Source organism: Streptomyces sp. CLCI03 (genome assembly GCF_053615355.1).
The window spans coordinates 4,811,520-4,824,632 of the sequence record NZ_CM132132.1; the positions used below are offsets into that span (position 1 = coordinate 4,811,520).

The 13,113-nt window shown below is 70.9% G+C and carries 9 protein-coding genes and 1 tRNA gene; 2 read left to right on the forward strand and 8 right to left on the reverse strand.

Going from position 1 to position 13,113, the window contains the following annotated elements; translation table 11 throughout:
• Positions 1 to 28: 28 nt before the first annotated feature.
• The 3 genes from ACWG52_RS22315 to ACWG52_RS22325 all read right to left on the reverse strand — a co-directional run bounded on the left by ACWG52_RS22315 (position 29) and on the right by ACWG52_RS22325 (position 3,662).
• Positions 29 to 1,816, reverse strand: coding sequence for an FG-GAP repeat domain-containing protein (locus ACWG52_RS22315; protein ID WP_390168388.1), 1,788 nt, complete (start codon positions 1,814 to 1,816; stop codon positions 29 to 31).
• A gap of 194 nt (positions 1,817 to 2,010) precedes the next feature.
• Complete coding sequence (locus tag ACWG52_RS22320; RefSeq protein WP_386186608.1) at positions 2,011 to 2,685, reverse strand: TetR family transcriptional regulator; 675 nt, start codon at positions 2,683 to 2,685, stop codon at positions 2,011 to 2,013.
• Positions 2,682 to 3,662: an acyl-CoA desaturase gene (locus ACWG52_RS22325; protein ID WP_375945000.1), complete on the reverse strand. Its 981-nt coding sequence runs from the start codon at positions 3,660 to 3,662 to the stop codon at positions 2,682 to 2,684. The genes ACWG52_RS22320 and ACWG52_RS22325 overlap by 4 nt, the downstream gene beginning before the upstream one ends.
• A gap of 355 nt (positions 3,663 to 4,017) precedes the next feature.
• Here ACWG52_RS22325 and ppc point away from each other — a divergent pair, with 355 nt between their 5' ends.
• A complete protein-coding gene (gene ppc / locus ACWG52_RS22330) occupies positions 4,018 to 6,780 on the forward strand; it encodes a phosphoenolpyruvate carboxylase (protein ID WP_389818181.1) in 2,763 nt (920 codons plus the stop codon).
• Between the two features lie 76 nt (positions 6,781 to 6,856).
• Here the strand turns inward: ppc and pth are convergent, their stop codons facing one another.
• The 5 genes from pth to ACWG52_RS22355 form a co-directional block, all read right to left on the reverse strand.
• Positions 6,857 to 7,447 (reverse strand): aminoacyl-tRNA hydrolase, encoded by a 591-nt coding sequence (gene pth / locus ACWG52_RS22335; protein WP_109780297.1) that lies wholly within the window; start codon positions 7,445 to 7,447, stop codon positions 6,857 to 6,859.
• 98 nt (positions 7,448 to 7,545) lie between these two features.
• Entirely contained in the window at positions 7,546 to 8,130 is a 585-nt protein-coding gene (locus ACWG52_RS22340; protein ID WP_389818177.1) for a 50S ribosomal protein L25/general stress protein Ctc, read from the reverse strand.
• A gap of 192 nt (positions 8,131 to 8,322) precedes the next feature.
• Entirely contained in the window at positions 8,323 to 9,300 is a 978-nt protein-coding gene (locus ACWG52_RS22345) for a ribose-phosphate diphosphokinase (protein WP_030008898.1), read from the reverse strand.
• Positions 9,301 to 9,433: 133 nt separating this feature from the next.
• Entirely contained in the window at positions 9,434 to 10,879 is a 1,446-nt protein-coding gene (gene glmU, locus ACWG52_RS22350; RefSeq protein ID WP_389818174.1) for a bifunctional UDP-N-acetylglucosamine diphosphorylase/glucosamine-1-phosphate N-acetyltransferase GlmU, read from the reverse strand.
• Positions 10,880 to 10,988: 109 nt separating this feature from the next.
• Positions 10,989 to 11,060, reverse strand: a tRNA-Gln gene (locus ACWG52_RS22355).
• 161 nt (positions 11,061 to 11,221) lie between these two features.
• Here ACWG52_RS22355 and ACWG52_RS22360 point away from each other — a divergent pair.
• Positions 11,222 to 12,514 (forward strand): sensor histidine kinase, encoded by a 1,293-nt coding sequence (locus ACWG52_RS22360; RefSeq protein ID WP_453125721.1) that lies wholly within the window; start codon positions 11,222 to 11,224, stop codon positions 12,512 to 12,514.
• Positions 12,515 to 13,113: the final 599 nt, after the last annotated feature.

Sequence of the window (13,113 nt, forward strand, 5' to 3'; positions counted from 1 at the left end):
GGGGCGCCGTCGTGCAGGTGTCGGGCGGTCAGCCGATGCTGCGGTAGTTCAGGCCGCCCTTGAAGAAGACGGGCCCGGTGAGGACCTCGCTGCCGAAGAGGCTCTTGCCTCCCTCGGAGCGGAAGACGTTGCCGTTGGCATCGGTCAGGACCAGGTCCGCCTTGCCGTCACCGGTCAGGTCGCCGGGGGACACGGCGTCCTTGAAGTTCTGGTAGCCGCCGCCGACCAGCCAGCGGGCGGCGAACGGCGCGTTCGCCTTGCCGGCGCCCGGGTGGAAGTACAGGTCGCCGCTGTTCGTGATGCCGACCGCGTCGGCGTAGCCGTCGCCGTTGAAGTCACCGGAGGCGACCAGCCTGTACTGATCCCAGCCGTTGCCGACGTTGACCGGGGCGGCGAAGGCGTTGCCGGTGCCGTTGCCCTGGTGGACGTAGAGGTTGCCCCAGATGTCACGGGTCAGCAGGTCGCCCTTGCCGTCGCCGGAGACGTCGCCGCCGCCGACGACCAGGTTCGTGACGCCCCACCAGTCACCGGCGATCGGCTGGTTCGTGCTGCGGTTGGTCAGACCCCACTGGTTGAACTGGAACTTGTGGCCCCAGTTCACCTTGTCCAGGCCGGAGGCCACGACCAGCTTCGACCCGTCGTCCGGCCAGACGAAGTCGCCGGCCTTGCGGGGATCGAAGAGCGAGCCGTCGCTCATGGCGTTGTGCGACCAGTACTGGCCGGCGGCGTCGAGGGTGCCGACGTTGTGCTTGCCGTAGACCGGCGTGACGCCCGAGCCGAGGAAGAGCTCGGTGCTCTTCCAGTTCGAGCCGCAGTCGTACTGCGGGGAGAACAGGCCGTTGCCCTGGGAGAAGTGGCAGAAGAGGTCACCGGTGACGGTCACGCCCATCATGTCGGCCTTGCCGTCGCCGTCGAGGTCGTCGGCCGCGATGATCTGCGTGTAACCGGTCCAGCCGCTGGCGATCTGGTTCCGCCACTCCAGCGGGGCGGCACCGTTGCCGGTGCCCTTGTGGATGAACAGGTCGCCCGTGTACGTGCGGCCCATGACGTCGCCGTCGCCGTCGCCGTCGATGTCGCTCAGGCCGACGATCTGGTCGTACTGGTTCCAGCCGCCGCTGACCTTGACCCGGTCCGCGAACGGGTTGGAGAGGTTGCCGGTGCTCTTGTAGTAGTACAGGTCGCCGGCGTGCGTACGGGCGAGCAGGTCCGGACGGCCGTCCTTGTTCAGGTCGCCCGCGGCGATGACGCGGTTGTAGACCTGCCAACCGGTGCCGGTCCACTTCGGAGCGCCGGCCGTGCCGCCGGAGGTCTCGCGGAGCTGGAGCTTGCCGTCGAAGGTGAGCGTGAGGATCTCGGGGTTCCAGCCGCCGCCGACGTTGCCGAGGGCAATGATGTCCTTGACCGTCTCGGTCTCGTCGCCCTCGATGCGGAAGTCGGTGGACGGACCGCCCTCGGGGGCGCCGGTCGCGAAGACACCGGTGTAGCCGAGCGTCGAGCGGAAGACCAGGTCGCTGAAACCGTCGCCGTCGAGGTCCAGACGCGGCTGCGCCACGCTGCTCGCGGCCGCGAGGCCCTGCGGAGCCGCGGCGCGCGCGCCCTTGTCCTTGGCGGGCGCCTTCGGCGCAAGGACGCCCGGGGCCGGGGTGGCGGCGTGCGGGACGGTGGACTTGGGGGCGGTCGAGGCCTTGGCCGTGGCGGGCGCCGGGCGGTCCGAGGCCTTGCCGGCGGCGGTCGCCTGACCCACGGAGAGCAGGGTGCCGGCGGAGAGGGCGAGTGCGGTGCAGGCCGCGATGCGGCCGAGGCGCGAAGAGCGCAAGAGGGTTCCCCCGTGATCGCAGGTAGAACCGGGTGGCCGTGACGAGGACGACCGGCGCACGCGGAAAGCGGCGCTGCGGATCGTCTGGACGTCCCCCCCGGGAAGTGATCACACAGTACCGCTGCATTTCCCGAGGTAGAAGTGGTTTTCTGCACAACCTTTCGATTTCGGGGCGGCGTGGCGCCGCCGCCCGCTCAGCTCTTGCGCCGGCCCACCAGCTGCGGCTTCGACTCCAGCCCGTCCAGCCCGTGCCAGGCCAGATTCACCAGGTGCGCCGCCACCTCGGCCTTCTTGGGCCTGCGCACGTCCAACCACCACTGCCCGGTCAGCGCCACCATCCCGACCAGCGCCTGCGCGTACAGCGGGGCCAGCTTGGGGTCGAAGCCCCGCGCCTTGAACTCCAGACCCAGGATGTCCTCGACCTGCGTGGCGATGTCGCTGATCAGCGAGGCGAAGGTGCCGGTCGACTGGGCGACCGGGGAATCGCGGACGAGGATGCGGAAGCCGTCCGTGTAGGACTCGATGTAGTCCAGCAGCGCGAACGCCGCCTGCTCCAGCAGCTCCCGCGGATGCCCGGCCGTCAGCGCCCCCGTCACCCCGTCCAGCAGCTGGCGCATCTCCCGGTCCACGACGACCGCGTAGAGGCCCTCCTTGCCGCCGAAGTGCTCGTACACCACCGGCTTGGAGACCCCGGCCTTCGCCGCGATCTCCTCCACCGAGGTGCCTTCGAAGCCCTTCTCGGCGAACAGCGTCCGGCCGATGTCCAGCAGTTGCTGGCGCCGCTCCGCGCCCGTCATTCGAACCCGGCGGCCGCGCCTGGGCTTGTCGCTGCTGGAATTACCGCCGTCGATCGCCACGCCCCCCATCATGCCGCGTTCGACTCGATTTCCCTGCGCCGGGCGTCGATGCGGGCCGCCGACGGCCAGCGGACGTCCGTCGCCCAGCCCAGCTGCTCGAACCAGCGGATCAGGCGCGCGCTGGAGTCGACCTGGCCGCGCAGCACACCGTGGCGCGCCGAGGTCGGGTCGGCGTGGTGCAGGTTGTGCCAGGACTCGCCGCACGAGAGCACCGCCAGCCACCACACGTTGCCACTGCGGTCCCGGGACTTGAACGGCCGCTTGCCCACCGCGTGGCAGATCGAGTTGATCGACCAGGTCACGTGGTGCAGCAGCGCGACCCGGACCAGGGAACCCCAGAAGAACGCCGTGAACGCGCCCCACCAGGACATCGTCACCAGACCGCCCACGAGCGGCGGGATCGCCAGCGAGAACATCGTCCAGAAGATGAAGTCCCGCGAGATCCGGCGGATCGCCGGGTCCTTGATCAGGTCGGGGGCGTACTTCTGCTGATCGGTCTGCTCCTCGTCGAAGAGCCAGCCGATGTGCGCCCACCACAGCCCCTTCATCAGGGCCGGCAGCGTCTCCCCGAACCGCCACGGCGAATGCGGGTCACCCTCGTGGTCCGAGAACTTGTGGTGCTTGCGGTGGTCCGCCACCCAGCGCACCAGCGGCCCCTCCACCGCCATCGATCCCATCACCGCGAGGACGATCCGCAGCGGCCGCTTCGCCTTGAAGGAGCCGTGCGTGAAGTAGCGGTGGAAACCGATGGTGATCCCGTGGCAGGCCAGGAAGTACATGAACACCATCAGGCCCAGGTCCAGCCAGCTCACCCCCCAGCCCCAGGCCAGCGGCACCGCCGCCAGCAGGGCCACGAAGGGCACGGTGATGAACAGCAGCAGAGCGATCTGCTCGATGGACCGCTTGTTCTCGCCGCCGAGCGTCGCGGACGGCTCGGATGTGTCGGAGGGTGCGGAGGCACCCTCGATCAGATCGGGACTGGTGGTCATGGGTGTCCCCTGGGGGGTGAGAGAAGTCGGCAGGCTCCCTGGTCACGGAACCCTACGGACCCGTAACCTACGGCATCGTAAGTATGGCAAAGCCGGGTACGCAGGCAAGAGGGACAGCGCCGGGAGAAGGAGCGCGCGCGAGGTGTTCACGCGCCGCCTGATGAGACGTTTGTCCAGGCACACGCGTCGGACACCTATCCTGGGTCCCGTCGGACAGCGCGGTCCGCACGGGCAGCCCGAGCTGCGCATCAGGAGCGGAGATCCCGCCCCCGGACCGAGTCCGGGGAAGGCATCACCGCACGTCGCCGGGAGCCCACCGCCCAGTAGCGCTCGAACACTGCAAGGAGCCGCACCTGTGAGCAGTGCTGACCAGGCCCCCCAGGGCCAGGCCCCCGTCACCCAGGCCGAGACCGCCAACGCGGAACTGCGCGCGGACATCCGCCGCCTCGGCGACCTCCTCGGGGAGACCCTCGTACGCCAGGAGGGCCAGGACCTCCTCGACCTCGTCGAGCGCGTCCGCGCCCTCACCCGCACCGACGGCGAGGCCGCCGCCGCCCTCCTCGGTGACACCGATCTGGAGACCGCGGCCAAGCTCGTGCGCGCCTTCTCCACCTACTTCCACCTCGCCAACGTCACCGAACAGGTGCACCGCGGCAAGGAACTGCGCGCCCACCGTGCCGCCGAGGGCGGGCTCCTCGCCCGTACGGCCGACATGCTGAAGGACGCCGACCCCGACCACCTGCGCGAGACGGTCAAGAACCTCAACGTCCGCCCGGTCTTCACCGCGCACCCCACCGAGGCGGCCCGCCGCAGCGTCCTCAACAAGCTGCGCCGCATCGCCACCCTGCTGGAGGAGCCCGTCACCGGCGCCGGCGACCGCCGCCGCCACGACCTGCGCCTCGCGGAGAACATCGACCTCGTCTGGCAGACCGACGAGCTGCGCGTCGTGCGCCCCGAGCCCGCCGACGAGGCCCGCAACGCGATCTACTACCTCGACGAACTGCACGCCGGCGCCGTCGGTGACGTCCTGGAGGACCTCGCCGCCGAGCTCCAGCGCGTCGGCGTCGAGATCCCCGCCGGCACCCGCCCGCTGACCTTCGGCACCTGGATCGGCGGCGACCGCGACGGCAACCCCAACGTCACCCCCGAGGTCACCCGGGACGTGCTGATCCTCCAGCACGAGCACGGCATCACCGACGCCCTGGAACTCATCGACTACCTGCGCGGACTCCTCTCCAACTCCATCCGCTACACCGGAGCCACCGAGGAACTCCTCGCCTCCCTCCAGGCCGACCTGGAGCGCCTCCCCGAGATCAGCCCGCGCTACAAGCGGCTGAACGCCGAGGAGCCGTACCGCCTCAAGGCCACCTGCATCCGGCAGAAGCTCCTCAACACCCGCGAGCGCCTCGCCAAGGGCATCCCGCACGAGGAGGGCCGCGACTACCTCGGCACCGCCGAGCTGCTCACCGACCTCACCCTCATCCAGACCTCCCTGCGCGAACACCGTGGTGCGCTCTTCGCCGACGGCCGCATGGACCGCACCATCCGCACCCTGGCCGCCTTCGGCCTGCAGCTCGCCACCATGGACGTGCGCGAGCACGCCGACGCGCACCACCACGCGCTCGGCCAGCTCTTCGACCGGCTCGGCGAGGAGTCCTGGCGCTACGCCGACATGCCGCGCGAGTACCGGCAGCGCCTGCTCGCCAAGGAACTGCGCTCCCGTCGCCCGCTGGCGCCCACCCCGGCCCCGCTCGACGCCGCCGGCGCCAAGACCCTCGGCGTCTTCGGCGCCATCAAGGACGCCTTCGAGAAGTTCGGTCCCGAGGTCATCGAGTCCTACATCATCTCGATGTGCCAGGGCGCCGACGACGTCTTCGCCGCCGCCGTCCTCGCCCGCGAGGCCGGCCTCATCGACCTCCACACCGGCTGGGCCAAGATCGGCATCGTCCCGCTCCTGGAGACCACCGACGAACTGCGCGCCGCCGACGTCATCCTCGACGAGATGCTCGCCGACCCCTCCTACCGACGCCTGGTCTCCCTGCGCGGCGACGTCCAGGAGGTCATGCTCGGCTACTCCGACTCCTCCAAGTTCGGCGGCATCACCACCTCCCAGTGGGAGATCCACCGCGCCCAGCGCCGACTGCGCGACGTCGCCCACCGCTACGGCGTGCGCCTGCGCCTCTTCCACGGCCGCGGCGGCACCGTCGGCCGCGGCGGCGGCCCCTCCCACGACGCGATCCTCGCCCAACCCTGGGGCACCCTCGAAGGCGAGATCAAGGTCACCGAGCAGGGCGAGGTCATCTCCGACAAGTACCTGGTCCCCTCACTGGCCCGGGAGAACCTCGAACTGACCGTCGCCGCCACCCTGCAGGCCTCCGCCCTGCACACCGCGCCCCGCCAGTCCGACGAGGCCCTCACCCGCTGGGACGCGGCCATGGACGTCGTCTCCGACGCCGCGCACGCCGCGTACCGTGCACTCGTCGAGGACCCCGACCTGCCCTCGTACTTCTTCGCCGCGACCCCCGTCGACCAGCTCGCCGACCTCCACCTGGGCTCCCGACCCTCCCGCCGCCCCGACTCCGGCGCCGGACTCGACGGCCTGCGCGCCATCCCCTGGGTCTTCGGCTGGACCCAGTCCCGCCAGATCGTCCCCGGCTGGTACGGGGTCGGCTCCGGCCTCAAGGCCCTGCGCGAGGCCGGCCAGGAGGACGTCCTCGCCGAGATGGGCGGACGCTGGCACTTCTTCCGCAACTTCCTGTCCAACGTCGAGATGACGCTGGCCAAGACCGACCTGCGGATCGCCCGCCACTACGTCGACACCCTCGTGCCCGACCACCTCAAGCACGTCTTCGCCCGCATCGAGGCCGAGCACGAACTCACCGTCCGCGAAGTCCTGCGCATCACCGGCGCCGAGGAGCTCCTCGGCTCGAACCCGGTGCTCCAGCAGACCTTCGCCGTACGCGACGCCTACCTGGACCCGATCTCCTACCTCCAGGTGTCCCTGCTGGCCCGCCAGCGCGCGGCCGCCGCCCAGGGCGAGGAAGCCGACCCGCTGCTCGCCCGCGCCCTGCTGCTCACGGTCAACGGCGTCGCCGCGGGCCTGCGCAACACCGGCTGAGCCCTCCGCGGGGGCCCGGCGCCCCGCACACGAGGAAGCCCCCGTACCGGCCGGTGCGGGGGCTTCCTCGTGTCCGTCAGGAGTTGTACGTCGACTGGGCGCGCTCCAGGCCCTCGGCGATCAGGCACTCCACGGAGTCGGCGGCCCGGTCCACGAACCAGTCCAACTCCTTGCGCTCCGTGGAGGAGAAGTCCTTCAGCACGAAGTCCGCGACCTGCATCCGACCCGGCGGACGTCCGATGCCGCAGCGCACCCGGTGGTAGTCGGGGCCCATGGACTTGGTCATCGACTTCAGGCCGTTGTGCCCGTTGTCCCCGCCGCCCAGCTTCAGGCGCAGCGTCGGGTAGTCGATGTCCAGCTCGTCGTGGACCGCGACGATCCGCTCCAGCGGCACCTTGTAGAAGTCGCGCAGTGCCGTCACCGGTCCGCCGGACAGGTTCATGTAGGTCATCGGCTTGGCCAGCACCACCCGGCGGTTGGCCGGTCCCGGCGGGCCCATGCGGCCCTCGACCACCTGGGCGCGGGCCTTGTGCGCCTTGAACTTCCCGCCGATCCGCTCCGCCAGCAGGTCGGCCACCATGAAGCCGATGTTGTGGCGGTTGCCCGCGTACTCCGGTCCCGGGTTCCCCAGGCCCACGATCAGCCAGGGCGCCGCGTCGTCCGACATCAAAAGCTCCTCGGTTCCTCTACGAAGACGACCGCCGTCCCGCTCCAGTGGAGCCGGACGGCGGTCGGTCAGCAACTGCTGAGGGGGTGGGGTGAGGCTCAGGCCTCGTCGCCCTCGGCGGCCTCGGCGGCCGGCTCCTCGGCCTGCGGGGCCACGACCTGCAGAACGGCGATGTCGCCGTCGACGGCCAGGGTGGTGCCCTTCGGGAGGACCAGGTCCGACGCGTGGATGGTGGCGCCGGCCTCCAGGCCCGCGATGGAGACGGTGACCTCGGTCGGGATGTGCGTGGCCTCGGCCTCGACGGAGATGGTGTTCTGGAGGGTCTCCAGCATGTTGCCGCCGGCGGCCAGCTCGCCCTCGGTGACGATCGCGACGTCGACGGTGACCTTCTCGCCCTTCTTGACGATCAGGAAGTCGACGTGGGAGACCGAGCGCTTCAGCGGGTGCTTCTGCACGGCCTTCGGGATGACCAGCTCGGTGCCGGCGTCGCCCAGGTCCAGGGAGATCAGGACGTTCGGGGTACGCAGCGCCAGCTGAAGGGCGTGGGCGTCGACGTTGACGTGCTTCGGGTCCGTGCCGTGGCCGTAGATGACGGCGGGGGTCAGGGCGTCGCGACGGGCCTGACGGGCAGAGCCCTTGCCGAAGGTGTCACGGATCTTGGCGGAAAGCTTGACCTCGGACATGCTCACTCCTCGTGGGGTGACGGAAATGGACGGAAGTCACCCGGCCGGAACGGCCTGCTACGAAGAGCGCGTCGATAACGGAGCATCCGTACCGCAAACAGGTACGGCCTCCCTCGCCGAGCAACTCATGGAGTGTACCCGGCGGGGGAGGCCGCACCAAAAGGATCTACCGCGGAGCGGTCACCTCGGGTTCTACTGCTGCTCCTCGAAGAGGCTGGTGACCGAGCCGTCCTCGAAGACCTCGCGCACGGCGCGCGCGATCATCGGGGCGATCGACAGCACCGTGATCTTGTCGAGCTCCAGGTCGGACGGGTCCGGCAGGGTGTTCGTGAAGACGAACTCGCTGACCTTGGAGTTCTTCAGACGGTCGGCGGCCGGGCCCGACAGGATGCCGTGCGTGGCCGTCACGATGACGTCCTCCGCGCCGTGCGCGAAGAGCGCGTCGGCCGCGGCGCAGATGGTGCCACCGGTGTCGATCATGTCGTCGACCAGGACGCAGACGCGGCCCTTGACCTCACCGACGACCTCGTGGACGGTCACCTGGTTGGCGACGTCCTTGTCACGGCGCTTGTGCACGATCGCCAGCGGCGCGTCCAGGCGGTCGCACCAGCGGTCGGCCACGCGCACGCGACCGGCGTCCGGGGAGACGATCGTCAGCTTGGTGCGGTCCACCTTGGCGCCGACGTAGTCCGCGAGGACGTTCAGGGCCGAGAGGTGGTCCACCGGGCCGTCGAAGAAGCCCTGGATCTGGTCCGTGTGCAGGTCGACGGTGAGGATGCGGTCCGCGCCCGCGGTCTTCAGCAGGTCGGCGACCAGACGGGCCGAGATCGGCTCGCGGCCCTTGTGCTTCTTGTCCTGGCGGGCGTACCCGTAGGACGGGACGATCACCGTGATGGAGCGTGCCGACGCGCGCTTCAGCGCGTCGATCATGATCAGCTGCTCCATGATCCACTTGTTGATCGGAGCCGTGTGGCTCTGGATCAGGAAGCAGTCCGCGCCGCGCGCCGACTCCTGGAAGCGGACGTAGATCTCGCCGTTCGCGAAGTCGAAAGCCTTGGTCGGCACGAGGGCGACGCCCAGCTGGTGCGCAACCTCCTCGGCCAGCTCGGGGTGGGCGCGGCCGGAGAAGAGCATCAGCTTCTTCTCGCCGGTCGTCTTGATCCCGGTCACAGCACAGTCTCCTCAGACGTGTTGAAGCTGCTCGCCCCCATGTGCGTCCGTCCCGCACACGGTGAGCCAGCCGAATTGCGTGCACCTATCACGGTACGCCGTCGCGGCCGTACCTGTTTCCGGTCAGTTCACCTCAGGGGCGCTCGGCGTCCTCCGAGGCCGCCGACTGCGCCGCCGTGGCAGCCGCGCTGCCCGGACGCTTGCGGGCCACCCAACCCTCGATATTCCGCTGCTGGCCACGGGCCACGGCCAGGGCGCCGGGCGGAACGTCCTTCGTGATCACGGATCCGGCGGCCGTGTAGGCGCCGTCCCCGATGGTGACGGGAGCCACAAACATGTTGTCCGAGCCCGTCTTGCAGTGTGAGCCGATGGTGGTGTGGTGCTTGTGCTCACCGTCGTAGTTCACGAACACGCTCGCGGCGCCGATGTTGGTGTACTCGCCGATCGTCGCGTCGCCCACGTAGGACAGATGGGGGACCTTGGTGCCCTCGCCGATCGTCGCGTTCTTCATCTCGACGTACGTGCCGGCCTTGGCCTTGGCGCCGAGGTTCGTGCCGGGGCGCAGGTAGGCGAAGGGGCCGACGCTCGCCTGCGGGCCCACGACCGCGCTCTCGGCGACCGTGTTGTCCACCCGGGCGCCCGCGCCCACGTGGGTGTCCTTGAGCCGTGTGTTGGGGCCGACCTCGGCGCCCTCGGCGATGTGCGTGGTGCCCAGCAGCTGGGTGCCGGGGTGCACGATCGCGTCCTGGCCGAAAGTGACCGTCACGTCGACGAAGGTGCCGGCCGGGTCGACGATCGTGACGCCGGCGAGCATGGCCCGCTCCAGCAGGCGTGCGTTCAGCAGCGCGCGGGCCTCGGCGAGCTGCACGCGGTTGTTGATGCCGAGGATCTGCCGGTGGTCGCTGCCGACGGCCGCGCCGACGCGGTGCCCGGCCTCGCGCAGGATGCCGAGGACGTCGGTGAGGTACTCCTCGCCCTGGCTGTTGTCGGTACGGACCTTGCCGAGCGCGTCGGCGAGCAGGGCGCCGTCGAAGGCGAAGACGCCCGAGTTGATCTCGCGGATCGCGCGCTGGGCGTCGGAGGCGTCCTTGTGTTCGACGATGGCCGTCACGGCGCCGCCGGCGTCGCGGACGATGCGCCCGTAGCCGGTGGAGTCGGGGACCTCGGCGGTCAGCACGGTGACGGCGTTGCCGTCGGCCTCGTGCGTCCGCGCGAGCTCGGCCAGGGTCTGCCCGGTCAGCAGCGGGGTGTCGCCGCAGACGACGATCACGGTGCCGTCGATCGGCCCGCCGAGCTCTTCGAGCGCCATGCGGACGGCGTGTCCGGTGCCGTTCTGCTCGTACTGGACCGCGGTGCGGACGTCGGCGTCGATGCCGGCCAGGTGCGCGGTGACCTGCTCCCGGGCGTGGCCGACGACCACGACGAGGTGCTCGGGGTCCAGCTCGCGGGAGGCGGCGACGACGTGACCGACGAGCGAGCGCCCGCAGATCTCGTGGAGAACCTTGGGAGTCGCCGACTTCATGCGGGTGCCTTCACCCGCTGCGAGTACGACGACGGCTGCCGGGCGGTTGGCGCTCACGGGTGTGCCCTTCGGCTTCGGGGGTGGACCCGTGCAGGATACCGGGGCGTCGGTGCCCCCGAACGAACACGGGCCCCGACCTTGAAGGTCCGGACCCGGAGTCGATCAGCTCCCCCGCCAGGACTCGAACCCGGACATAAGGCACCAAAAGCCTCAGTGCTGCCAATTACACCACAGGGGATAGTAAGTGTGGCTCAATCAGACATTTCGGCGTACCGATCAAGCTGGCCGTCCCTACTATGCCGTACCACCTGCCCTCACCGCGACGGTACCCGTGCGCGCCTTTTCGGTGGCGGGGTATTTCCCCGGGGCGCCGCGCAGGCCGCCCGTACGCTGGACGGCATGACCGAAACGGGGGAAGTGGAAGGGCGGGCCGGCCCGCCCTTGTGGTGGGCGCGGCGGCGGGATGCCGTGTGGGACGTGGCGCTCGGCGGGGTGTCCGCCGTGGAGTGCGCCTGGGAGGGCGTGCCCTTCGCCGCCGAGGCGGGGCTGCCGACCACGGTCGGAGTGCTGTTCGGGTTCGTGGTGGGGGCCACGCTCGTCCTTCGCCGGCGGTGGCCGATCGCCGTGGTGCTCGTCGGGATCGCCGTGTCACCGGCCGCGATGGGCTTCCTGCTCGCGGTGGTCGGGATGTACACGCTGGCCTCCTCCGAGGTGCCCCGGCGGATCACGGCCACGCTGGCCTCGATGTCGTTGGCCGCGACCTTCGTCGTGATGTACATGCGCACCCGCGGGGACGTCGAGGCCGACCCGACGCTCGTGGTCGTGCTGTCCGTCTTCGTCGCGGTGGCGCTGACCGTGCCACCGGTGCTGTTCGGGCTCTACATCGGGGCCCGGCGCCGGCTGATGGAGAGCCTGCAGGAACGTGCGGACTCGCTGGAGCGGGAGCTGTCGCTGCTGGCGGACCGGGCGGAGGAGCGGGCCGAGTGGGCCCGTACGGAGGAGCGCACCCGGATCGCGCGGGAGATGCACGACGTGGTCGCCCACCGGGTGTCGCTGATGGTGGTGCACGCGGCCGCGCTGGAGGCGGTGGCCGTCAAGGACCCGGCGCGGGCCGCGAAGAACGCGGCTCTGGTGGGGGACATGGGACGGCAGGCGTTGACGGAGCTGCGCGAGATGCTCGGCGTGCTCCGGGCGCCGCCCAAACCGGCGCCGGCTCCCGTACCCGCACCCGCACCCGACCTCGTGCCGGTCGCCGCGGTCGCGGCCGGCGCCGTTGCCGGGGCCGTCTGCGGGGCGGAGGACGGGCCCTCGCTCGGTGAGCTGGAGGCACTGGTCGGTCAGTCGCGGGCGGCGGGGATGGCCGTCGAGATGCTGGTGCACGGCGAGTGCGCGGCGTACGCGGCGGACGTCGAGCAGACGGCGTTCCGCGTGGTGCAGGAGGCACTGACCAACTGCCACAAGCACGCCCCGGGCGCACGGGTCGTGGTGCGGCTCGCGCACCGCGCGGGGGAGGTGGCGATGCAGGTGGAGAACGGCCCCTGCGACGGCAAGGCCCCCGAACCGGGCCTGCCGAGCGGCGGGAACGGACTGGTCGGGATGCGCGAGCGCGTGCTGGGCCTGGGCGGGGTGTTCGTGTCGGGCCCGACGGACGCGGGCGGCTTCAAGGTCTCGGCGGTCCTCCCGACGGCTTAGGCGGTCCGCTCCCGCGGCGGGTGGCGGTCCGGGTCGACCGTTCCGCTCCCGCGGCGGGTGGCGGTCCGGGTCGACCGTTCCGCTCCCGCGGCGGGTGGCGGTCCGGGTCGACCGTTCCGCTCCCGCGGCGGGTGGCGGTCCGGGTCGACCGTTCCGCTCCCGCGGCGGGTGGCGGTCCGGGTCGGCCGGGCCCGATCCGTATCGGTCTGCCGGGCGGGGTCCGATGACGGTGCGGGTCGGTCCGCGGGGCCGGGCAGGGGTGTCTCCTCGGCTCGCGCGATGCGGGCGTGTCTCGGCTGTGGGCGGTGGTTGCGCGCTCGTCCTGCGGGGACACCCCTGCCCGTCCCCGCTCCCCACGCGTCGGGGCGGCTTCGGGGGGCACTGTCGAAGTCCTGCCGTGGGGCGGGGACACGGCGGAGTGTCCCCGCAGGACGAGCGCGCACCCCCGCGAACAGCCGAGAAAGGCAGTACCGCGCGAGCCGAGGAGACACTCCGGCGGGGCACCGCCCCACACCACCCAGCCCCGCCGGCGCTTGAGGCGCGGGGTCCGGGGCGGAGCCCCGGAACCACCGATCGGCCGGAGCCCCCGCAGCGGCGCC

Excerpts from the sequence above, each read along its gene's own strand:
- ACWG52_RS22320 (WP_386186608.1), bottom strand. The coding sequence starts at position 2,685 with ATGATGGGGGGCGTGGCGATCGACGGCGGTAATTCCAGCAGCGACAAG.
- ACWG52_RS22325 (WP_375945000.1), bottom strand. The coding sequence starts at position 3,662 with ATGACCACCAGTCCCGATCTGATCGAGGGTGCCTCCGCACCCTCCGAC.
- pth (WP_109780297.1), bottom strand. The coding sequence starts at position 7,447 with ATGTCGGACGACGCGGCGCCCTGGCTGATCGTGGGCCTGGGGAACCCG.
- ACWG52_RS22340 (WP_389818177.1), bottom strand. The coding sequence starts at position 8,130 with ATGTCCGAGGTCAAGCTTTCCGCCAAGATCCGTGACACCTTCGGCAAG.
- ACWG52_RS22360 (WP_453125721.1), top strand. The coding sequence starts at position 11,222 with ATGACCGAAACGGGGGAAGTGGAAGGGCGGGCCGGCCCGCCCTTGTGG.